Annotated in this window: 19 protein-coding genes and 2 pseudogenes; 10 read left to right on the top strand and 11 right to left on the bottom strand. The window is 60.9% G+C overall.

The features are described 5' to 3' along the window. Nucleotides 1–12: 12 nt before the first annotated feature. On the bottom strand, nt 13–1,104 hold the full coding sequence (locus C5L10_RS21405; RefSeq protein ID WP_105431295.1) for a fatty acid desaturase family protein: 1,092 nt from the start codon (nt 1,102–1,104) through the stop codon (nt 13–15). Nucleotides 1,105–1,276: 172 nt separating this feature from the next. On the opposite strand from C5L10_RS21405, the gene C5L10_RS21410 reads away from it, so the two are divergent. The 7 genes from C5L10_RS21410 (at nt 1,277) to C5L10_RS21440 (ending at nt 8,447) form a co-directional block, all read left to right on the top strand. After that, a complete protein-coding gene (locus C5L10_RS21410; protein ID WP_105431296.1) occupies nt 1,277–2,308 on the top strand; it encodes a LacI family DNA-binding transcriptional regulator in 1,032 nt (343 codons plus the stop codon). A 157-nt stretch (nt 2,309–2,465) separates the two neighbouring features. Next, nucleotides 2,466–3,278 carry a TIM barrel protein gene (locus C5L10_RS21415; RefSeq protein ID WP_105431297.1) on the top strand — a complete coding sequence of 271 codons (813 nt, stop codon included), beginning with the start codon at nt 2,466–2,468 and terminating at the stop codon, nt 3,276–3,278. 111 nt (nt 3,279–3,389) lie between these two features. Continuing rightward, on the top strand, nt 3,390–4,313 hold the full coding sequence (locus C5L10_RS21420; RefSeq protein WP_105431298.1) for a sugar ABC transporter substrate-binding protein: 924 nt from the start codon (nt 3,390–3,392) through the stop codon (nt 4,311–4,313). A gap of 63 nt (nt 4,314–4,376) precedes the next feature. Beyond that, nucleotides 4,377–5,930, top strand: a complete 1,554-nt coding sequence (locus C5L10_RS21425; protein ID WP_105431299.1) for a sugar ABC transporter ATP-binding protein — start codon at nt 4,377–4,379, stop codon at nt 5,928–5,930. Between the two features lie 21 nt (nt 5,931–5,951). Further along, nucleotides 5,952–7,034 carry an ABC transporter permease gene (locus tag C5L10_RS21430; RefSeq protein WP_105431300.1) on the top strand — a complete coding sequence of 361 codons (1,083 nt, stop codon included), beginning with the start codon at nt 5,952–5,954 and terminating at the stop codon, nt 7,032–7,034. Between the two features lie 114 nt (nt 7,035–7,148). Then, nucleotides 7,149–8,033, top strand: a complete 885-nt coding sequence (purU, locus tag C5L10_RS21435) for a formyltetrahydrofolate deformylase (RefSeq protein WP_105431348.1) — start codon at nt 7,149–7,151, stop codon at nt 8,031–8,033. Between the two features lie 108 nt (nt 8,034–8,141). Continuing rightward, nucleotides 8,142–8,447, top strand: a complete 306-nt coding sequence (locus C5L10_RS21440) for a hypothetical protein (protein ID WP_046637964.1) — start codon at nt 8,142–8,144, stop codon at nt 8,445–8,447. A gap of 80 nt (nt 8,448–8,527) precedes the next feature. On the opposite strand, the gene C5L10_RS21445 is transcribed toward C5L10_RS21440, so the two are convergent. The 8 genes from C5L10_RS21445 to C5L10_RS21480 form a co-directional block, all read right to left on the bottom strand. Beyond that, the gene (locus C5L10_RS21445) at nt 8,528–9,595 is read right to left on the bottom strand and encodes an LLM class flavin-dependent oxidoreductase (RefSeq protein WP_105431301.1); all 1,068 of its coding nucleotides are present in this window, start codon (nt 9,593–9,595) and stop codon (nt 8,528–8,530) included. A gap of 68 nt (nt 9,596–9,663) precedes the next feature. Continuing rightward, the gene (locus C5L10_RS21450; RefSeq protein WP_245448086.1) at nt 9,664–10,554 is read right to left on the bottom strand and encodes an ABC transporter substrate-binding protein; all 891 of its coding nucleotides are present in this window, start codon (nt 10,552–10,554) and stop codon (nt 9,664–9,666) included. A 107-nt stretch (nt 10,555–10,661) separates the two neighbouring features. Next, nucleotides 10,662–11,600, bottom strand: a complete 939-nt coding sequence (locus C5L10_RS21455) for an ABC transporter substrate-binding protein (RefSeq protein WP_105431303.1) — start codon at nt 11,598–11,600, stop codon at nt 10,662–10,664. Nucleotides 11,601–11,631: 31 nt separating this feature from the next. After that, nucleotides 11,632–13,419, bottom strand: a complete 1,788-nt coding sequence (locus C5L10_RS34830) for an amino acid ABC transporter permease/ATP-binding protein (RefSeq protein ID WP_105431304.1) — start codon at nt 13,417–13,419, stop codon at nt 11,632–11,634. A 9-nt stretch (nt 13,420–13,428) separates the two neighbouring features. Beyond that, nucleotides 13,429–13,971: a GNAT family N-acetyltransferase gene (locus C5L10_RS21465; RefSeq protein WP_105431305.1), complete on the bottom strand. Its 543-nt coding sequence runs from the start codon at nt 13,969–13,971 to the stop codon at nt 13,429–13,431. A 19-nt stretch (nt 13,972–13,990) separates the two neighbouring features. Continuing rightward, the gene (locus tag C5L10_RS21470) at nt 13,991–15,178 is read right to left on the bottom strand and encodes a M20 aminoacylase family protein (RefSeq protein WP_105431306.1); all 1,188 of its coding nucleotides are present in this window, start codon (nt 15,176–15,178) and stop codon (nt 13,991–13,993) included. A gap of 62 nt (nt 15,179–15,240) precedes the next feature. Next, nucleotides 15,241–16,578: an LLM class flavin-dependent oxidoreductase gene (locus tag C5L10_RS21475; RefSeq protein WP_105431349.1), complete on the bottom strand. Its 1,338-nt coding sequence runs from the start codon at nt 16,576–16,578 to the stop codon at nt 15,241–15,243. A 23-nt stretch (nt 16,579–16,601) separates the two neighbouring features. Further along, nucleotides 16,602–17,597, bottom strand: coding sequence for an MsnO8 family LLM class oxidoreductase (locus tag C5L10_RS21480; protein ID WP_105431307.1), 996 nt, complete (start codon nt 17,595–17,597; stop codon nt 16,602–16,604). A 364-nt stretch (nt 17,598–17,961) separates the two neighbouring features. Here C5L10_RS21480 and C5L10_RS21490 point away from each other — a divergent pair. Further along, nucleotides 17,962–18,114, top strand: a pseudogene (locus tag C5L10_RS21490) (ABC transporter permease); the annotation flags it as partial. 120 nt (nt 18,115–18,234) lie between these two features. Here the strand turns inward: C5L10_RS21490 and C5L10_RS21495 are convergent. Together C5L10_RS21495 and C5L10_RS21500 are read right to left on the bottom strand one after the other, a co-directional pair. Continuing rightward, nucleotides 18,235–18,713: pseudogene (locus tag C5L10_RS21495) on the bottom strand (alpha/beta hydrolase); the annotation flags it as partial. Further along, nucleotides 18,686–20,146 (bottom strand): PLP-dependent aminotransferase family protein, encoded by a 1,461-nt coding sequence (locus C5L10_RS21500; protein WP_105431309.1) that lies wholly within the window; start codon nt 20,144–20,146, stop codon nt 18,686–18,688. The pseudogene C5L10_RS21495 and the gene C5L10_RS21500, both read right to left, overlap by 28 nt. A 128-nt stretch (nt 20,147–20,274) precedes the next feature. Here C5L10_RS21500 and C5L10_RS21505 point away from each other — a divergent pair, with 128 nt between their 5' ends. Both C5L10_RS21505 and C5L10_RS21510 read left to right on the top strand, forming a co-directional pair. Further along, nucleotides 20,275–20,964, top strand: coding sequence for a B3/4 domain-containing protein (locus tag C5L10_RS21505; protein ID WP_105431310.1), 690 nt, complete (start codon nt 20,275–20,277; stop codon nt 20,962–20,964). 57 nt (nt 20,965–21,021) lie between these two features. Further along, nucleotides 21,022–21,660: a LysE family translocator gene (locus tag C5L10_RS21510; protein ID WP_105431311.1), complete on the top strand. Its 639-nt coding sequence runs from the start codon at nt 21,022–21,024 to the stop codon at nt 21,658–21,660. The last annotated feature ends 1 nt before the right edge of the window (nt 21,661 follow it).

A 21,661-nucleotide genomic window follows, 5' to 3' on the forward strand; every position in this document is an offset into this window, starting at 1 on the left:
CGGACGCCGGCGTCACTCCGCCGCTGGCGCCATGGCGTCGCTGTGGAAGTCTTCGCGATAGGGCTTTGCCGTCGGTGGCAACTCGCGCTTCAGGAAGTAATCCTCGTTCCGGAGCTGGCGCAGGAAGGCCGGGATCATCTCGCGATAACCGTGGAGGATCGAGGGATTCGGTGCTGGCAGATCGTCCTTGATCATCGCGTGCAGCTTCGGCAGCGCGTGATAGGGCACCATCGGGAACATGTGATGCTCCACGTGATAGTTCATGTTCCAGTAGATGAAGCGGCTGATCGGGTTCATGTAGACCGTGCGGCTGTTTAGCCGGTGGTCGGTGACGTTGTCGGCAAGGCCGCCATGCTGCAACAGGCCGGTCATGACATGGTGCCAGGCACCATAAAGGCGCGGCATGCCGATCAGCATCAGAGGCAGGATCGAATGCAGGGCGATCGCAAGCGCAACGGTCGCCACATAGATCGCGAGCCAGATGCGCGCGACGCGGATCGCCTTCGGCTGCTCCGTCTCCGGAATGATGATCTTCTCTTCGGCGCTGATGACGCCAAACGCATTGCGGACCATGTCGATCACCGCATGCCAGGCATCCAGCAGGCCGAACGAATTGAGGATCAGCCGCAGGAGATCCGGCGGACGCATCACCGCGATTTCCGGATCCCGGCCGACAATGACCGTATCGGTGTGGTGCCGGGTATGGCTCCAGCGCCAGGTCACCGGATTGCGCATGATCATGAAACAGGCGATCTGGTAGACAAAGTTGTTCATCCACATCGTCTTGAATGCCGTGCCATGACCGCATTCATGCCAGCGGCTGTCCGAGGCGGATCCGTAGAACACGCCGTAGGCGAGGAAGAAAGGGATCGCCCAGAGGCTGCCCCAGAAATAGATGCCAAGCCCTGCAAAGACGGCCATGCAACCGAGCCAGATCGCCGTGTCCCGAAGGGCTGGCCCATCCTCCCGCTTCATCAATTCCTTCATCTGCTTGCGCGGAACCTCGGTATGATACCACTGCGCCGCCGCGAGCCCATTGGCGACCGCTGCCTGGGCATCGCGCCCAAGCAGGCTGTAGTCACGCTTTGCCGCTATCCTCGCCATCGATCTCCTCCATCGGTTTCGATACGGTCGCCATCAAAGGCGCCGCATGGAATCTGATCTTGAGGATTATCGTTGTTCTGACAGATCACAATCCATGCATGATATATTCTATCAAAGTCTATCATTCTTGACTTATTCCATGATAGAAACGTCTCACTTAAGGGAGGAACAGATGGGATCAAGACCGACGATCGCGGATCTGGCCAAGACTGCGGGAGTGAGTGTCGCAACCGTGGACCGTGTGCTGAACGGGCGGCACAAGGTGCGCGAGGACACGGCGCGGCGCGTCTATGACGCGGCAAACGAGATTGGCTTCCATGCCGTAGGATTGCTGCGGCAGCGAGTGTTCGAGGGGCTGCCGCAATACCGGCTGGGCTTCATCCTGCAGAAGCCCAATCACCATTTTTACCAGAGCTTCAAGCGGGAGCTGGAGGTCGCCGTCCAGAATCATCCCGGCATTCGCGGCGTGGCCCAGATCGAATTCTGCGCCAACCAGACACCGAGCGAACTGGCCGACAAGCTGAAAGAGGTAGGCGCCAGGAATCAGGCGGTCGCCATGACATCCCCGGACTACCCGGCCCTGACGGTGGCAACGGAGGAACTGAAGGCAAGGGGCATCCCCGTATTCTCACTCCTGTCTGATTTCGCCTCCGGCATCCGCGAGGGCTATGTCGGGCTCAACAACCGCAAGGCCGGCCGGACGGCAGCCTGGGTGATCACGAAGGCTGCGAAAAACCCTGGGAAAGTGGCTGTTTTCGTCGGCAGTCACCGCTTTCACGGTCACGAATTGCGCGAGATCGGCTTTCGGTCCTACTTCCGCGAACACGCCCCCGATTTCGAGGTTCTGGACACGCTGGTGAACCTGGAAACGGTCGAAATCACCCACGAAGCAACGCTGGATCTGCTGCACCGCCATCCGGATCTTGTGGGTTTCTATGTTGCCGGCGGCGGAATGGAAGGCGCCATTTCCGCCATCCGGGAGGAAAAGCTCGGCGGCAAGCACGTTATCGTCGTCAACGAACTGACGCCAATTTCCCGCGCAGCGCTGGCCGATGAGATCGTGACCATGGCAATTGCGACACCGCTTGCCAATCTGTGCCGCGAACTCGTCCAGCTAATGGTCGAGGCGGTGGATACCGGTCCCGCGACGGCGCCAGGCCAGACTTTCCTGCCGCTCGAAATTTACGTGCCGGAAAACATCTGAGCCGTGATGATGGAAAACCATCATAAGAATCCTCAAATTCTTTCATAAATGAAATAGAATATTGCTATTTCCTCTTTGACCAACGCCACGAAACCTGATGACTTCGTTCGGCGGGACGGAGGAGGAAAGCCGGCCGCGCCAAACTTCGGGAGAACTCATGGCCGCGCTTACCTTCGCGCTCAACCACATGGTTGCGCCACACATGCCGCTCGGCGCTTTTTTTGAACTGGGCATATCGCTCGGTGTTCGGCAATTCGAAATCCGCAACGATCTTGCGGGTAATGCCATGCTCGACGGGACTTCACCTGAGACGGTCGGCGACCTGGCAAAGGCGCACGGAGCCGAAATCATTTCGATCAATGCCCTGCAGCGCTTCAACGAATGGACACCGGAGCGGGAAGCGGAAGCCAGGGAACTGGCCGCCTATGCTGCTGCCTGCGGCGCAAAAGCTCTGGTTCTCGTGCCCGTCAACGATGGAAGTGGCAGGCTGGAGGGAGAGCGTCAGGGGAATTTGCGCGTTGCGCTCAAGGCACTGAAACCTATCCTGCGGGACAATAACCTCATCGGACTCGTGGAGCCGCTCGGTTTTCAGATCTGCTCGCTTCGCTCCAAAAAAGAAGCAGCGGAAGCGATTGCCGCGATCGATGGCCGCCAGAGCTTCAAGCTGGTTCATGACACTTTCCACCACGTGCTGGCTGGCGAGCCGGATATATTTCCGGATTTGACGGGGCTGGTGCACATTTCCGGCGTCGATGACCAGGACGTCAGCATCGACGCCATGCGCGACCCGCATCGCGTGATGGTGACGGCACGAGACCGGCTGGACAATATCGGTCAAGTCCGTGCGCTCGCCGACGCTGGTTATCCCGGCCCGTTCTCGTTCGAACCGTTCGCGTCATCCGTTCACGCATCGAGCGATCCGCAAGCGATGATCCGCAATAGCATGGAGCTGATCCGGGACAGACTTTGACGTCTTCACCGATCCGGTGGAGTGACCGGACCGGTTCGTGAGATTGCCTTCGGGGAGGAGGCGACCGGCTTTTTGAGGTGTTCGCCGGGCACCGTTTCAGAGGAGGAAGAGATGAAGAAATTTTTAGCGGGTGCCGTGCTCGGCGTTCTGATGGCATCGAGCGCCTATGCAGGCAATATTGGCGTGTCCATGGCCAATTCCGACACGTTCCTGACCGTTCTGCGCAAGGGTATCGAGAAGTCTGCGGCCGATGCAAAGCAGCCGGTACAGATCGAAATCGCGGATGATGACGTTCAGAAGCAGCTTTCCCAGATCCAGAACTTCATCGCCTCGAAGGTCGATGCGATCATCGTCAATGCCGTCGACACCACGGCAACGGCGCCGATGACGAAGCTGGCGAACGATGCCGGCATCCCGATCGTCTACGTCAACCGGATGCCGGCAGACGTCGACAAGCTTGGCCCCAAGGGGGCATTCGTCGCCTCCGACGAAGTTCAGTCCGGCACGCTGCAGACCAAGGAAGTATGTCGCATCCTGGGCGGCAAGGGCGATATCCTTGTCATGGTCGGCGATCTTGCCAACCAGGCTGCCGTCCAGCGCACCAAGGACATCCACGACGTGATCGCGACGCCGGACTGCAAGGGCATCAAGATCCTCGACCAGCAGACCGCCGTGTGGGATCCGGTCAAGGCGCAGGACCTGATGACCAACTGGATCGCGGCCGGTCACAAGCCGGTAGCTGTCATCGCCAACAACGATGACATGGCAATCGGTGCGATCAACGCCATGAAATCCGCCGGCTGGAATATGAAGGACGTGGTCGTTGCGGGCATCGATGCCACACAGGAAGCACTTGCCTACATGAAGGCGGGCAATCTGGATGTATCCGTGTTCCAGGATGCCTTCGGCCAGGGCTCGGGTGCGGTCGCCGCGGCCATAAAGCTCGCCAAGGGTGAGAAAGTGGACGCCAAGGTCTGGATCCCGTTCCAGCTCGTGACGCCTGAAAACATGACCAAGTTCACGACGAAGAATTGACCGAGGATGGGCCGATCCGCTGCCTTGCGAGGCAGCGGATCACTCTCGTGGAGGAGGACCACCATGTCGGCTGAACGCATCATCAGTCCGCAGACCATGGAGGCCGTTCGCAGGAGCGGCGCTGTCCCGGGCAGCAAATATCTTCTGGAAGTCGAGGACGTGCGCAAGGAATTTCCAGGTGTCGTTGCCCTGGACAACGTGCAGCTGAAGCTGAAACGCGGGACGGTGCACGCCCTCATGGGCGAGAACGGCGCCGGCAAGTCGACGCTGATGAAAATCCTCGCGGGCATCTACACGCCCGACAGCGGCTCATTCAAACTGCGTGGCGTCGATATCCGCCTCAAGAATCCGCTCGACGCGCTTCAGAACGGAATCGCGATGATCCATCAGGAACTGAACCTGATGGCGCCCATGACCGTATCGGAAAACATCTGGATCGGTCGTGAACCGCTCGGGCGTTTCGGTATCGTGGACCACGCCGAAATGAACCGTCGAACGGACGCGCTGTTTGAGCGCCTCGGGATCGAAATCGATCCGGAAATCAAGGTCGGCAAGCTCAGCGTGGCCAACCGCCAGATGGTCGAGATCGCCAAGGCCGTATCCTTCGATTCCGATGTCCTCATCATGGACGAACCGACATCGGCCCTCACCGAGAGGGAGGTGAACCACCTCTTCCGGATCATCCGCTCCCTCCGTGAGGAAGGAAAGGGCATCATCTACATCACCCACAAGATGAACGAGCTCTTCGAGATCGCTGACGAGGTCTCCGTCTTTCGTGACGGCAAGTACGTTGCAACCTGCAATTCCTCGGAGGTGACCCGCGAAGACATCATCCGCATGATGGTCGGGCGCGAGATCACCCAGATGTTCCCAAAAGAACCGGCGCAGATCGGCGACGTCGTGCTGTCGGTAAAAGGGCTGACGCTGAACGGCGTCTTCCGCGACGTGTCCTTCGATCTCCGCGCCGGCGAGATTCTCGGCTTTGCCGGCCTCGTCGGCTCGGGCCGGTCCAACGTCGCGGAGACGATCTTCGGCGTGACGCCCGCAAGTTCCGGGACGATCGAGCTCTTCGGCAAGCAATTGACGGTCTCCTCGCCGTCCGTCGCCATGGCGCACGGCATGGCGTTTCTGACGGAGGATCGAAAGGAGACCGGCTGTTTCCTGCTGCTCGACATCCAGGAAAACGCGCAGATGGCGGTGCTGCAACAGCGCTATGTGCAGCTCGGTTTCGTACAGCAGGAGAAGCTGCGGAAGGCGGCCACCGACATGGCCAACCGCCTCAGGGTCCGCACGCCCGACATGCGGGAGCCGATCATCAACCTGTCGGGTGGCAACCAGCAGAAGGTGCTGATCTGTCGCTGGCTGATGACCAATCCGAAGATCCTGATCCTCGACGAACCCACCCGCGGCATAGATGTCGGCGCCAAGGCCGAGATCCACCGGCTGATCTCGCAGCTCGCGGGCCAAGGTGTGGCGATCATCATGATCTCGTCGGAGATGCCGGAGGTGCTGGGCATGAGCGATCGCATCGTCGTGCTGCATGAGGGGCGGGTCACAGGCATCCTGGACAGGGCCGAAGCCGATCAAGTCAAGATAATGGAGCTGGCGTCGCGCTGACGGCACAGCCGGGAGGATATCATGTCTGATGCCATCAACGAACTGGGGGAGACCTCCAAGACCGGCTTGAAGAAAATTCGGCGACTTCCGCCGGAATTCTCGATCCTCGCTGTCCTGATCGGGATCGCCCTTATCTTCGAAGTGATCGGCTGGTACGTCGTGGGCGAAAGCTTTCTGGCGAACAAGCAGCGCCTATCCATCATCGTCCTGCAGGTCGCCGTCACGGGGATCATCGCCGTCGGCGTGACGCAGGTCATCATCACCGGCGGGGTCGATCTCTCGTCCGGCTCCATGGTCGGGTTTATCGCCATGGTGGCTGCGAGCTTCGCCCAGACTTCGCTGAATGCTCGTGCCGTTTTCCTGCAACCGGAATACGCCGCTTTCGGCCTGGACTGGTTCATTGATTCAAGCCCGTTCTGGCCGCTTCTGGTCGGCGTGCTGCTCGGCGCATTCCTGGGTTATCTGAACGGCCTTCTCATCGCCAAGACAGGCATTCCGCCCTTCATTGCCACTCTTGGCATGATGGTTTCAGTCCGCGGCCTGGCCAAATGGTATACCGAAGGCCAGCCAGTTGCTTTGCTCAACGAAAACTTCGCCTGGCTCGGCCAAAGCTTCAGTCTCTGGGGCTTTCCCGTCCCGCGAACGGTCATCGTCTTCTTCGTCGTGGCAATCATCTTCCACGTCGCATTGTCCTATACCCGCTACGGCAAGTTCACCTATGCCATCGGCGCCAACAGCCAGGCTGCACGCGTCTCGGGGATCGATATCGGCAAGCACCTGATCAAGGTCTATGCGGTCGCCGGCCTTCTATCCGGCCTCGCCGGCGTCATGCTCGCTGCCCGCGCCCAGTCCGGCCAGCCGAACATGGGCGTCTCCTTCGAACTCGACGCCATCGCGGCGGCCGTCATCGGCGGCGCTTCGCTCTCCGGCGGCGTCGGCCGGATCACCGGGACGGTAATCGGTACGATTATTCTCGGCGTGGTGACCTCCGGCTTCACCTTCCTCAAGGTCGGCGCCTATTACCAGGAGATCGTCAAGGGCGCGATCATCGTCGCGGCGGTCGTCATCGACGTGCACCGCCAACGCAAGAGATCCCGCGCCTGAATAACCTCCCCAGGCGCCGAGGCGGTGCTGGTTGCGAGCGACCTGCACCGCCTCCCCCTATGCACCCGTCTTACAATTGAGATGACGCCGTCACAGGCCATTCACGAGATGACCATGAAGACCTATGTTTTGACCATTTCCTGTCAGTCGACCCGCGGCATCGTCGCTGCAGTCTCCGGCTATCTCGCCGATCAGGGCTGCAACATCGTGGATTCATCCCAGTTCGATGACCTCGGCACCTGTCGGTTCTTCATGCGCGTCTCCTTCATCTCCGAGGAAGAGGCCGATGAAGCGACGCTCGCACAGGGCTTCCCCGCTATCGCCGAGCGTTTCGGCATGAACTGGAGCCTGCATGATGCCGCCAAGCGGGAGAAGGCCCTGCTGATGGTATCCCGCTTCGGCCACTGCCTGAACGACCTGCTCTACCGCTGGAAGATCGGCGCACTCCCGGTCGAGATCGTCGGCGTCGTCTCCAACCACTTCGACTACCAGAAGGTCGTGGTCAATCACGACATCCCCTTCCATCATATTCCAGTGACCGAGGCCAACAAGCCTGAGGCCGAAGCGCGCATCATGGACCTCGTCAGGCAGACCGGCACCGAACTCATCGTGCTTGCCCGCTACATGCAGATCCTGTCCGACCAGATGTGCCAGAAGATGTCCGGCCGGATCATCAACATCCACCATTCCTTCCTGCCGTCGTTCAAGGGCGCCAATCCCTACAAGCAAGCATTCGAACGAGGCGTGAAGCTGATCGGCGCCACGGCCCATTACGTCACCGCCGATCTCGACGAAGGTCCGATCATCGAACAGGACACGGTGCGCGTCACCCATGCGCAGTCACCGGAAGACTATGTCTCTCTCGGCCGCGACGTCGAAAGCCAGGTGCTGGCGCGCGCCATCCACGCCCATATCCATCACCGCACCTTCATCAACGGACATCGCACCGTCGTCTTCCCGGCAAGCCCGGGTTCCTATGCCTCCGAGCGGATGGGGTAAACGTGACCATTGTCATCGACCGACTGAGGCTGGTTCTGCAAACTTTGAGTTGACCGTTTTCGATGGCGAGGCGACAGTTCAACTTGCAGCAAGGCAGGAGGAAAAACGATGGACGAGACAGATCGCTGGCGCCATATGGCAAGCGCACCGAAGGACGGTAGTCGGATCTTGGTCACCATCCGGCCGTCCGAACAGGGACCGGCAGAAGTTGACCTCGCGTACTGGTCGAATGGCGATCAGTTCGGTGGAGAAGGTTGGCGCGCCTCTGATTCCTCGCCCGGCCACATCATCGAATATGCCGAGCCGGAATTGAAGTGTTGGATGCCGATGCCCTCGGCCAGCCTCAATCGCCTTTCGATGCCCTCACCGTGGGAGGGCCGCGACACTCAGCAGTTCGACGGGTCAGGGATTTAGGAAATCCCGCCGATTTCGCTTCGACGGTGAGACGACCGACTTTCTGGAAGACGGTTCGCCTGCTGGCTTGCGATCTTGGGTCATACAAGTGCTTTCGATCGATGCAGCGCATCCAATGGAGCTCCGTGTACCGGCCTCCAACCCAGCGCAGGCGCTATTTTTCGGGCGAAATCAGTGATGATCTGGACGTATTCCTCCAGCGCGAATTCGTAGGGGAGCTCCAGGCGAAGTTCGCCGACCTGCGGCAGGACGCCGTCGGCATGCAGCCTTTCGATGATCTCGTCGGAACTGCCGACAAGATCACGGCTGAACAGGGTGCGTCGCGGCCCCTGCGGAGAAAGCGTCCGCTCATGCCGGCTGGCGGCATATTCACGGTATTTTTCCCTGGTCCGGTGATCGGCACTGTCGGTCGGCACGATGACCCGCCCCGCAGCGACACGCGGATTGCGGCCGAAAGGCAGAGCGGCTCGGTAGGCGGCCAGCTGCCTTGCCTGGGTCTCGAAAAAGTCGTCGGACACATCGCCGGAGGTCAGGCTGCCGATCATCAGGTTAAGGCCTGTCTTTCCTGCCCATTCTGATGACCGAAGCGATCCGCCGCCATACCAGACGCGGTCGCGCAGTCCTTTCGCAAAGGGCTGAAGGCGAGCCTGCTGGCGGCTGCCGGGCGAGATCACATAGGTTTCGCCGTTGCCGAGGTAACTGCCTTCGAGATTGGCGAGCAGGCGTTCGACCCGTGCATGGGAGAAATCGAAGCTCTGCCAGTCGCCGTCGAAGACGAGCGGCGCCACGAGTTCGGCATGCAGCGGCGGTCCGGCGCTGACGCCGATATTCAGGCGTCCGCCGGACAATGCATCCGCCATGGATATGTCCTCGGCAAGCCGGAACGGGCTTTCATAACCGAGTTGGATGACGGCCGACCCGAGCTCTATCCGTCTCGTGCGCTGGCTGGCGGCAGCAAGGAATACCGCCGCGGAAGAAACGCCGTGTTCCAGATGCCGCTGGCGCACCCAGGCGCTGTCGTAGCCTAGCGCCTCCCCCGCTTCGAAGAGCTTGAGCGAGGCTTCAAGCCCGGCGGCGGGGTCGTCGTCGGGATAATTGCCGGGCGTGAGAAAACCGATATGGCCTATATTGAGCGAGGATGCTGTCATGGTTTCGTGGGTGTCATGAGGAGAAGGGCAAAACCGCAGCCATCGCCGCGGTCCCGCAAGTGGAGCTATCAGCTCTTCGGCAGGCCGGGCGGATTGGTGCGGGATTCCGGCAGGGCTTCTTCGGAAAGTTGCCAGCGGGCGAGCACTTTGGCGTAAGTCCCGTTCCTGATCAGGTCATTGGTGGCAAGCGTCAGCGCATCCGCCAGGCCGGATCCCTTGCGGGTGGTGATCGCGACGTCGGAGCGTTCCGGCCAGCCCGCCGAAAGCGTGCCGACGCGCTTGATGTTCTTGTCGCGGGCGGCGATGTAGACGAGCTGGGCATGCGGCTGGACGATGACATCCACCCGGCCGGAGCGCAGCGCAACCAGCCGGGCCGCGTCGTCGTCATGATAGACGAGCTCGATCGGCTTCAGCCCCGCCTTGACGTTCTCATCGCTCCACTTCAAGAGAATGCGCTCCTGATTGGTGCTGGCACCGACCGTTATGCGGAGACCCGCCGCATCCTTCGGCTGCTTGATCTCCTTGATGCTGCTATCGGCCTTGACGAAGAACCCGTGCAGGCCCTGGCGGTAGGTGGAGAAGTCGAACTTCTCCTTGCGCTGCTCTGTAACGCCGACATTGGAGATGACGGCATCGTATTTGCCGGACACGAGCCCGAGCGGCCAATCGGGCCAGGCAACCGGCACCAGTTCCAGTTCGAGGCCTAGGCTGTCGGCAATCGCCAGCGCATAGTCTGGATCGGCGCCGACCACGGTCTTGGCATCTGTCGCATATGTCGCGAGCGGCGGTCCGCCCGGCGACACGGCGACCGTGAATTTCCCGGACGTCACGAACTTGAATCCCGGGGGAATGGCAGCGATTGCCGCTGGATCCTTCTCGGCGCGCACGCGACCCGACTGGTCTGGAGACAGGTCGAATATGTCCGTGGCAGCAGCGGTGAAGTTGATGGCGGAGGCCATCAGGCTTGCGGCCAGAAGGCCTGCGGTTTTTCTGAAGAAGGTCATGATGGGCTTCCGTGGGTTGAAAAAAAGGGCGCGGCCGAGAGGGAGAGACCGCGCCAAACGGGTCACTTCCTAGGGAGACCAGGAGGATTGGTGCGCGCCTCCTTCACCGCCTCGGCGGAGAGGTTCCAGCGGGAGAGCACCTTGGCGTAGCTGCCGTTCTTGATCTGCTCGTTGAGCGCAACGGTGACTGCATCCGCAATCCCTGAGCCCTTCTTCGTGGCGACGGCAATCTCGGCGGTCTCCGGCCAGCCGCCGGAAAAGCCGCCGACGAATTTCGTGGTCTTCTCCTTGGCCGCCTTGAAGGCTGATGTCGCATTCGGACCGAGATAGGCATCGGCGCGACCCGACTGCAGCGCCACGGCCAGCACCGCTTCGTCGTCATAATACTGAACCTCACTGGCAGGGAGCCCCTTGGCCTTGTTCGCCTCTATCCAGCGCAGCAGGATCTGTTCCTGGTTGGTGCCGGACGAGACGATGACCCTGAGGCCTGCGACATCCTCTGGCTTGGCGATGCTCGCCACCTTGCTGTTCAGCGGCACGTAAAAGCCGAGGAGGTCGTTGCGGTAAGTCGAGAAATCGAACTTCTCCTTGCGCTCCTCGGTCACCGTGATGTTGTGGATCGCCGCATCGAACCGGCCCGAGACCACGCCGAGCGGCCAGTCGGCCCAGGCGATCGGTATCAGTTCCAGCTGCAGGCCGAGGCCATCGGCCACCAGTTGTGCGATGTCCGGCTCGCTGCCGACCGGCGTCTTGTTGTCGGTGGCGTAAGCGGCGAAAGGTAGGCGGCCGGGAACGGAAGCGACCGTAAGCTTGCCGGGCGTGACGAACTTGTAGCCGGCAGGGATGAGCTTGATCGCGGCCTCGACCTTCTCCGCTCGCACCCTCCCCTTCTGTTCGGGCGAAAGATCGGCTTCCTGCGCCTGGGCAAGAGTGCTGAGAAGGCCGGAGAGCGAGAGAAGACCGCCGACCGCGAGACCCAGAATTTTCGATTTGTACGACATGCAGGATGTTTCCTTGTAATCTTTTGATTGTTCAGAGAACTTTGGCGAGAAACTCGGCGGTGCGCGGATGCTCCGGATGGCTGAAGACCTTGTCCGGCGTGCCCGTCTCCAGGATCCGCCCCTGTTCCATGAAGACGACAAGGTTGGAGACTTCACGGGCAAAGCCGATTTCATGGGTGACGATGATCAGCGTCGTGCCGGAGCGGGCAAGTTCCTTGATGACATCGAGGACTTCCCCCACCAGTTCCGGGTCGAGCGCTGACGTCGGCTCGTCGAAGAGCAGAACCTTCGGCTTGAGCGCCAGCGCCCGGGCGATCGCGACCCGCTGCTGCTGGCCGCCGGAAAGCTGGCGGGGATAGGCATTGGCCTTGTCGGAAAGGCCGACCCGGGCGAGAAGATCGAGCGCCTCGGTTTCCGCCTGCTCCCGAGCGATACGGCGCACGGTGACAGGTGCCTCGATGACGTTTTCGAGCACTGTCAGATGCGGGAAGAGGTTGAAGTTCTGGAACACCATGCCAACTTCGACACGACGCTTCAGGATGTCCTTCTCCTTGAGTTCGTAGAGTGTCTCCCCATCCTGCCGGTAGCCGATCAGCTCGCCGTCGATGGCGATGAAACCGTCATCGACCCGCTCCAGATGGTTGATCGACCGCAGCAGGGTCGACTTTCCTGAGCCGGACTGGCCGAGAATGGTGGTGACGCTGCCAGCCGGGACTGAGAGGGTCACCCCGTCGAGCACTTTCAGCTGGCCGAAACTTTTCGAAACGCCATGGATCGTCACCTCGCCGCCTCTGCTTCTGAGCGGTGCGGCTTCGGTGCGACGCTGAACGGCCTTCACCGCGGTTTCCGCCGCCTGCGGTGCTGCAGCCACCTGAGGCATGAAGCGGCGATAGAGACTGGAGAAGATCGATGGCGGCGGATTGCGCAGCGCGCCACGCGCATAATGCCGTTCGATATGGTGCTGGATGATCGAGAGCACCGTCAGGATGACGAGATACCAAACCGTCGCCACCATCAGGAGGGGGATGACTTCGAGATTGCGGCGATAGATGATCTGGATCGTGTAGAACAGTTCCGGCAGCGCCAGGATGTAGACCTGCGACGTCCCCTTCGCGAGACCGATGATGTCGTTGAAGGCGGTCGGCAGAATAGAGCGCATCGCCTGCGGCAGGATGATCCTGGATGCCTGACGGGAACGTGGCAGGCCAAGTGCCGAGGCCGCTTCGAGCTGACCCTGATCGACGGAGAGGATGCCGCCGCGGATGATCTCGGAGGCAAAGGCCGCCTGGTTGAGTGTCAGGCCGAGAACCGCCGCGGCAAACGGGGTAATGAGCTGGGTGGTATTCCAGCTGAAGAAGTTGATCCCGGTATAGGGCACGCCGACCGTGATCGTTTCGTAGAGATAGCCGAGATTGTTGAGAACCAGCAGCAGCACGATCAGCGGGATCGAGCGAAAGATCCAGATATAGGTCCAGGAAACCCCCACCAGCAGCGGCGAGCGGGAAACGCGCGCCAGCGCAAGGCCTGTGCCGAGGATGAACCCGAACAGCGCCCCGAGGACGGTCAGAAGCAGGGTGCGACCGAGCCCCACCAATACGGGCTCGGCAAAAAACCATTCTGCGAAGACATCCCATCCCCAACGCGGATTGCCGAGAACCGAGTGCAGGGTCGCGACGATGACCAGCAGAGCGAAAACGGTGCCGGCGGCCCGCGCCGGATATCGCGCGGGGACGATACGATAGTGGGAATAATCCCCCTTGACCGCTGTGGGTCTTCGAGGAGCCGTCTGGATATCATTGAACTCGGTGGTGATCGTCATGGCCGTCCCTCAAGCCGCGCCGTGCAGCGTCGCCGCCACGATCGTCCTGCGGGCCGCATATGTGCCGAAACCAAGCGATTTCTCGAACGGCAGCTTGCGGATGGTCTCCGGGTCCGCCGTCGTGTCGAAAAGCGCGGAGTAACCGTTCGTGAGGTACAGGCCGACGGCTTCCGGCTGGCGGAAACCTGTCGTCAGGTAGACGCGGGAATATCCCTGCCGCACCGCCTGCTCTTCCAACTCGACCAGAACCTTGCGGGCAAGTCCCTGTCGGCGATGTGCCGAATGGGTCCAGACGCGTTTGAACTCGACCGTTCCTTCATCCGCATGCTTGATGAAAGCGCCGCCAGCGATCGCCTCGCCATCGCGCAAAAGCAGGAGGAAATTGCCATGCGGCGGAGCGAAAGCGTCCGGCGCATAACGGTTCATCTCCTTCGTCGCGCCTTCGGCGTCGTAGAACGCGCCGTAGCGGCTGTCATATTCGAAGGTCAGTTCGTCGATCAGCGGCTTCGCCAGCGGATCAAGCGGGGTGGTGTAGAGGAAACGTTCGCTCACGGTGCGCTCCTTTGGCTGATCAGGACAGGAAAGTTTCAGCGAGATGCACCCAGAGCCGCGCTGCGGGGGCGATGATCTCGTCGTTAAAATTGTATTGGGGGCTGTGGAGAGGGGTGCTGTCGCCGTTGCCGACGAAAAGATAGGATCCCGGCCGCTCCTGCAGCATGTAGGCGAAATCCTCGCTCGCCGTGCGCGGCCGGAAGTCCCGGGCGACCTGTTCCGCCGGGAAGATTTGTTCGGCAACACGGCGCGCGAAACGCGTCTCGTCCACATGGTTGACCACCGCCGGGAAACCGCGTCGGTAGTTTACTTCGGCGTGCGCCCCAAAACTTTCCGCCTGCGCGCGCGCCAGAGCCGGCACGCGCTCCTCCAGTCTGTCGCGGACGGCTTCCGAATACGCGCGTGCCGTCAGCTTCAGCTCGACGCTTTCCGGGATGACGTTGGAGGCGGAACCGCCATGGATCGACCCCACCGTCAGGACGGCCATTTCCAGGGGATCGACATTTCGGGCGACGATGCTCTGCAATGCGGTGATGAAGGAGGCCGAGGCGAGCACCGGATCGACAGCCTCATGCGGTGCCGCCCCGTGCCCGCCCCGTCCGACGACGCGGATCAGCGCCTGGTCCACTGACGCCATCGCCGGTCCCTCGACGAAGCCGAACTGCCCAGACGCGACGCCCGGCCAGTTGTGCAGACCGAAGATCGCATCGACGGGAAACCGCTCGAACAGCCGGTCTTCGATCATCTTGCGGGCACCGGCACCGACTTCTTCCGCCGGCTGGAAAATCAGCGTCAGCGTACCAGAGAACACGCCGTGCTCGGCGAGATAGCGGGCGGCGGTGAGCAGGATCGTTGTGTGGCCGTCATGCCCGCAGGCATGCATCACCCCGGGATTATGACTGGCATAGGTAAGATCCGTCGCCTCGGTGATGGGCAGCGCATCGATATCCGCGCGGATGCCGATGCGCCTGTCGCCCTGCCCCCGTTTGAGCGTCGCGACGACCCCGTAGCCGCCGACACCCTCCGTCACCTCGTAGCCATAGGAGAGAAGGTATTTGGCTATGAGCCCGGACGTCCGCCGCTCCTGGAAGGAAAGTTCCGGATATTGATGCAGGTCACGCCTGATGGCGACGAACTCGTCGATCAAGGCAAGGATCGCCCGTTCGGCGTCGTCGCGATGACGCGCGCCGTCAATATGGATATTCATCGTTTTTGCTTTCCGAAGGTTGGAGCCGCGCGATCTGCACGGCCATTTACCCTTTCAGAGACTCAGGCGCGGGCCTTTGCCACCGACTGCTGTCCGGCTGTGTAGACGCTCTCGCGCCGTGGCAGCCCGAGATGATCGCGGAGTGTCCGGCCTTCGAGATGCGGATCGAAATAACCGCGCTCCTGAAGGATCGGGATAACCAGCCGGATGAAGTCATCAAGCCCTTCCGCGATGACAGGGAAGCCAAGAATGAAACCGTCCGCCGCATCGTTTTCGACCCAGTCAATGATCTTGCCGGCGATGGCTTCCGCAGTGCCGACAAAACCTTCGCGCGGGGTTGCCGCCTCGAGTGCCGCCTCACGCAGCGTCTGGCCCTTCTCCCTGGCGACGCGCTTGATGCGATCCGTGGTCGAGCGGAAGCTGTTCTTGCCGATGTCGCCCAGTTCGGGGAACGGCTCGTCCAGCGGATAGGCGCTGAAATCGTGGTGGTCGAAGAAGCGGCCGAGATAGGCAAGCGCATCGTCGATCGAAATGAGGTTGCGGATGATCTGATACTTCTCTTCCGCCTCCGCCTGTGTTTCACCGACGACCGGGCCGATGCCCGGGAAAATCTTCACGTCATCCGCGGAGCGCCCCTGCGCCACCGCCGCCTGCTTTACTCGCCGCGCGAATGTCTGATTGTCTTCGAGGGAGACCGCGTTGGTGAAGACCGCGTCCGCGTGCTTGCCCGCAAGCCCGATCCCGGCATCGGAGGAACCCGCCTGGAAGATGACCGGCTGGCCCTGCGCCGAGCGCTGGATGTTGAGCGGACCTTCCACCTGGAAAAAGCGGCCCTTGTGGTCCAGCCGGTGCAGTTTGTCGCGGTCAAAAAATTTCCCGCTATCCCGGTCGCGCACGAAGGCATCGTCGTCCCAGCTGTCCCAGAGACCCTTGACGATCTCCAGATATTCCTGCGCCATCTCATACCGTAGCGCATGTTCAGGATGCGCGCGGCTGTAGTTCTTCGCGGTGCCTTCGAGCGGCGTGGTGACCGCGTTCCAGCCGGCGCGGCCACCGCTCAAGAGATCGAGCGAGGCAAACTGGCGAGCGACCGTGAAGGGATCGCTGTAGGAGGTCGATACAGTGCCGGCAAGGCCGATCTTCGATGTGACGGTCGCAAGCGCCGAGAGGATCGTCAGCGGCTCGAACCGGTTGAGGAAGTGCGGGATCGACTTTTCGTTGATGTAGAGGCCGTCGGCCACGAAAGCGAAGGCAATGCCTGCCGCTTCGGCCTTCAAAGCCGTCGTCTTGAAGAAATCGAGGTTGACGCTGGCGTCGACGGGGCTCTTCGGATGGCGCCAGGAATTCATGTGCCCGCCCGCGCCCTGAAGCATGATGCCAAAACGGATTTTCTTGCTCATCTTGTAACCCTCCTTGGGGAAAATCATGCGGCCGCGGAAAGTGGCTTGCGGGCCAGAAGCTCGACCGAGGCCAGCCTCTCATCGGTGCTGACGGCCGGCGGCTCCAGAATGAATTCCTCGATGCCGTGCAGGCTCGACAGGCGCGACAGTTCCTCATGGATGTTTTCCGGCATCCCGTACAGCACGCTCGGCTTGCGCTCCTCGATGCGGTATTCCTTGGCGCCGGCCTGCCTGGCGAATTCCTCCGCCTGTTCCCGGCGCCCGAGGCTCACGGACTGGCCGTTGTCGAGAAACACCTTGAAGACTTTCAATTCAGATATCTGTGCCGCGGCGTGCGCCGCATTTTCCGACGCGTAAGCCGCAAGCGCCAGAATGGCCGGCCTGCCGCCGCTCTCCTTCCGAAAAGTATCGAGGCTGAGCCGCAGGTTTTCCGGATCTCCGTTGAGATGTCCCGCAAAGACGAAATTCCATCCGTGCGCGGCGGCAAGCCGCGCGCTGTCGGGGCTCGCGCCCAGAACGAAACGGTCGGCGGTTACCGGCGGTTTCGGCCCCGAAAAAGCCAAAGCCTCGTCAGGCTCTCCGGCGACGGCGTTGTCGAGAAACGCCGTGAGCTCCGACAGTTGGGCCTCGAAATCAGGTTTGGCGGCGCGATAGGCCTGGAGAGCGGCCGTCGCCCTTGGCAACCCGCCCGGTGTCTTGCCAATGCCGAGATCGACGCGTCCCGGCGCCAGAGACGACAGGACGTTGAAGACCTCAGCCACCTTGTAGGGACTGTAATGCTGCAGCATTACCCCGCCCGAGCCAACCCGGATGCGGGACGTGTGGGCGAGAATCCACGAAACCAGCACTTCCGGCGCTGAACTGGCGAGCTCCGCACCGCCGTGGTGTTCCGCAACCCAGAAGCGGCGATAGCCAAGCTCCTCTGCCCTTTTCGCCAGGTTCACTGTGTTGGAGAGCGCCGAAACGGCGCTTTCTCCGGCCGGAACGGGACTTTTGTCGAGAAGGCTCAGAGCGTACATCGGGGACCCCACGGATCATCACTAAACGTACCGCTATTTGTCTATTGATTTAGTAGATAATGAAGGTCGATATTTCTGATTGTAGCGACAAAAGCGGAAAATCGTTTTCCGCCGCGGCGAGTCCGGCTGCCGCCTCGCAAGCTCGTCCGGTGGCTGCGGGAATACTGACCAGCGTCCCGCGCCGGCGTTCTACGAGCAACGCCGGAAATGCCGTTCGCTTTATGCTCTGGGGGATGAACATCCTGTGGCCGAACGGCGAAGAGAAGAGAATAATCTTCCTTCTCTATCGAATGAGTCGTCATTAGCCTCGGAGTTCTGAGAGGTTAGGAGAAATCGATGACGAATGCCGCAAGCTTGGAACCGCGGCTGGTTCATTTTCCGCAATCGAAACGAACTCTTCACCGACAAGGTCTTCGCCGGCCTCGCCATGGTGATCATCATCGGCCTTTTGGTCGAAGGGATCGTCTTCCGCATCATTGAAAACGTCACCGTACGCCGCTGGGGCATGCAGCGATAACGGCTTCATCAGGCGAAAGCGGATCGTCTCCTCCTCCGGGCCTGGAACATCCGCCACGCCCGCCCAGGGCGTGGCTACGTCCAGACGGCCAGCACCTTCGCATCGGAGCCTTCCCAACAGTCAGTGCCCGGCAATTTCCCCGGCAAGTCTGAAAGGACTTGCGGCAACCGCGCCTGCCGCATCGAAGACCAGTAGGCCAACATTTCCGCTGCTTCGCGCATGGGCTTCCGCCTTGACAAGCTCGCCACCAAATCGGGCAAGCGCGGCATAGCGATCGTGACCAAGGCCGTCGGATGAACTGAGGGACGATACGTCGATGACGCTGACATGAGCGGCCTTTATTTCACTGCGAACCAAGGATCATCGATATCAATGCGGCCGACGCGTGGACGTTCGCCACCAAGGAAGCTGGACACTTCCAGAGCTCGGTCGGTCTTTGACACGAGCAATGTAATCGGGTTCCGCAGCGTGCCGATGTCACGCAAATGGGACCTGAACACGTCGACGTCTATGTCCGGCGCGGCGAGAATGATCTGCAGCTTGCCGACGACGTCGTCACGCGCTTGAAGCTTCAGCTGCCTTGCCGCCTCCATGGACAATATGCGCGGTGCAACTTTTCCACTCCTTTGGCGAGTTGATCGACAGACATGGAGGCATAACCAAAGATATATCCGGCCCGCTCATCGGTCGGCGATGAGAACAGGCGAGCGATGGGATAGATTCCAATGTCGTGGCTTCGAGCGATATCCGCGAAACGCGCCTCTTGTCGGCAGGAAATAGTGTTGAACCACACGACGACGTGAAGTCCCGCAGTCGTGCCGACGATCTCGATGTCGTCCACAAAAGCGCTCGTCATCGACGCCAAGAATACGGCGCGCCGCTCAGCGTTAAGCCTCCTCATTTTGCGGACATGCCGCTCGTAGGTACCGGTCTCGATAAGCGCGGCGAGAGCTTCCTGCTCGAACGTGGATGTGTGCCGGTCGGCAATCCGCTTGCATTCGATAAAGGCCTCGACGAGTGGATGCGGAACTATGACGTATCCGAGCCTGAGCGTCGGCGACAGGGTCTTTGAGACCGTTCCGACATAGATGACGCGGCCTTGCCCAGAGAGATAAAGGGGCGGAATGGGGCTGACATCGTACCGATACTCGCTGTCGTAGTCGTCCTCGATGACATAGGCGTTCGCCGACATGGACCACTCCATCAAGGCTTGGCGATGCGCAGCAGGTAAGACTCCTCCCAGGGGAAACTGGTGGCTAGGCGTCACATATGCCACTGCGATGTCGCCAACCTCGGGAAGCTTCGTGGTGTCTATGCCATGAGCGCCACAAGGTACGGCAACGATGTTTGCTCCGACGGCATGCATCACGTTCTTGGCCATGGCATAGCACGGGTCTTCGACCACGACACGGTCGCCGGGATTGACAAGAACCCGAGCGCATAGGTCCAGCGCCTGCTGCGATCCGTTGACGACGATGATCTGGCCGAGATCGCAGCTGATGCCCCTTGACCGCCAGACATAGCCCTGCAACGCCTCCCGCAAGGATCGGCTTCCTGCTGGATCATCGTATCCCAATCTGTCGCGATGCCTGAGGAAGGCGGTATTCAGCGCTTTTCGCCAGGGGGCCTTGGGAAAATCCTCTGCCGCAATATCGCCGTAGCGGAAATCGAATTTCAGCGACGGCCTCCCGGCGATGCTGTTCGGCGGCAGAGCCATCGCACGAGTTGCATAGGCGGAAAGCCGGCGAGCGGGGATCGCCGAACGGTCGGGCGGAGCAACCTGGCTCAGCCGCCCTGCTGAAGCGACACACGCTTTCCGTCCCTGCTGTACCCGGACATACCCCTCCGAAACAAGCTGATCGAATGCGGCGGTCACCGTCGTCCTCGAAACACCCAGTTCTTCCGCAAGCAAGCGACTTGAAGGCAGAGCCTCGCCGACACCATAGACGCCAGCCTCGATCTGGTTGAGCAGGGAATGATAGATACGGCGCGTCGCTCCGGTCCTGGGAGACCCTTGCCTGTACTGGACCAATGAAAATCTCCAAAACTGGCAGTTTAGTTTGTACCAATGAACTGCAATAGGTCGCTCGCAGTCAAGACAATCGTCACCGGTCCGATGCGTCTGGATCGCGTCTGCTTCGAGCTGATGGAGTCGCCTGGATGTTTGAGACACCCGTCATCGACGGTCGAATTCGCAGTATTGCACCGGGTTTCAGAGCAGTGAGCGTCCACGTCGACGCCACTTCGGCCGGAGAAGGAATCCTGGATCCTTCATTGCTGGCGGAAGCCTGTGCTTGTGTTTTGGCCGGCGAACCGGCTTGGGCAGAATCGCATCTAGCAAGTTGGTCCGACGCCTACGTCCGCTTTGGCGCGAAGCCGAACCGCACGCCCTGCTCAGCCCAGGCCCTTAGAAAGCGGGTTCTGAAGGACGGCGCCATTCCGCCGATCAACCCCATCGTCGATCTCTACAACGCCATCAGCTTGAAATACGCGATCCCGGTCGGCGGAGAGAACCATGACGCCTATGTGGGGCGACCGTTTCTGACGATCGCGGACGGGACGGAAACGTTCGACACCGTCATGAACGGGGAGGAAGTCAACGATCCTCCTCTATTGGGCGAGGCCATCTGGCGCGACGACGTCGGCGTCACTTGCAGACGCTGGAATTGGCGACAAGGAACTCGCACTCGCCTGGCGGCCGCAACGGGCCGGATGTGGTTCGTACTGGAGGCCTTGGAAACCATGCCGGACGTAGCGCTGGCTGAAGCAACCGACGCCCTGGTCGAGGGCCTGAAGGCGCTGATGCCGGGCAGCATGATCGTCAGCCGGGCGATCCACATCGCCGAATAACTTTTCGGTAGAGATTGCATCTTTCGATGCTTGATAAGGTTCAAAGGGCTTCAAGGAATGGATTCCGACCTGCATCAGTTGCTCATAGTCTATGCAGCATATGTCATCGCCGCTGGTAGCCCCGGCCCGAGCAACATGCGCATCATGGGCGTGGCGATGGCGCGCGGCAGAGGCGCTGCTCTCATGCTTGCCTCCGGCGTTGTCAGCGGCTCTATCTTCTGGGGTCTGATGGCCTCAACGGGTATCTCCGCCTTGTTGGCCAGATACGCCGAGGCTCTGATCGCTCTCCAGATTTTCGGGGGCTTGTATCTGCTGTTCCTCGCCTTCAAGGCGGGACGTTCGGCGCTGATGTCGAACGAGAAGCTGGCGGCGCGCGTCTCGGCGGATGAAGCTGCTCTTTCTCGGGCCGCGCTCTACCGGCGGGGCCTTTTGATGCATCTGGCGAACCCGAAATCCGTGCTGGCATGGATCGCGCTGGTCACGTTGGGCATCGGCCCGAGTTCTTCGTGGGAAAGCATCGCCGCTATATTGGGTGGCTGCGCCGTCTTGAGCGTCGCGATCTTCTGTGGCTACGCCATTGTCTTCTCCACAGCGCCGATGGTGGCACTGTACCGCCGCTGCCGCCGTTGGATCGAAAGCCTGCTGTCGCTGTTCTTTGCGTTCGCGGGGCTGCGCATGCTGCTCTCCCGTATTTAGT

The sequence above is a fragment of the Neorhizobium sp. T6_25 genome, assembly GCF_002968555.1.
Lineage (GTDB): Bacteria > Pseudomonadota > Alphaproteobacteria > Rhizobiales > Rhizobiaceae > Neorhizobium.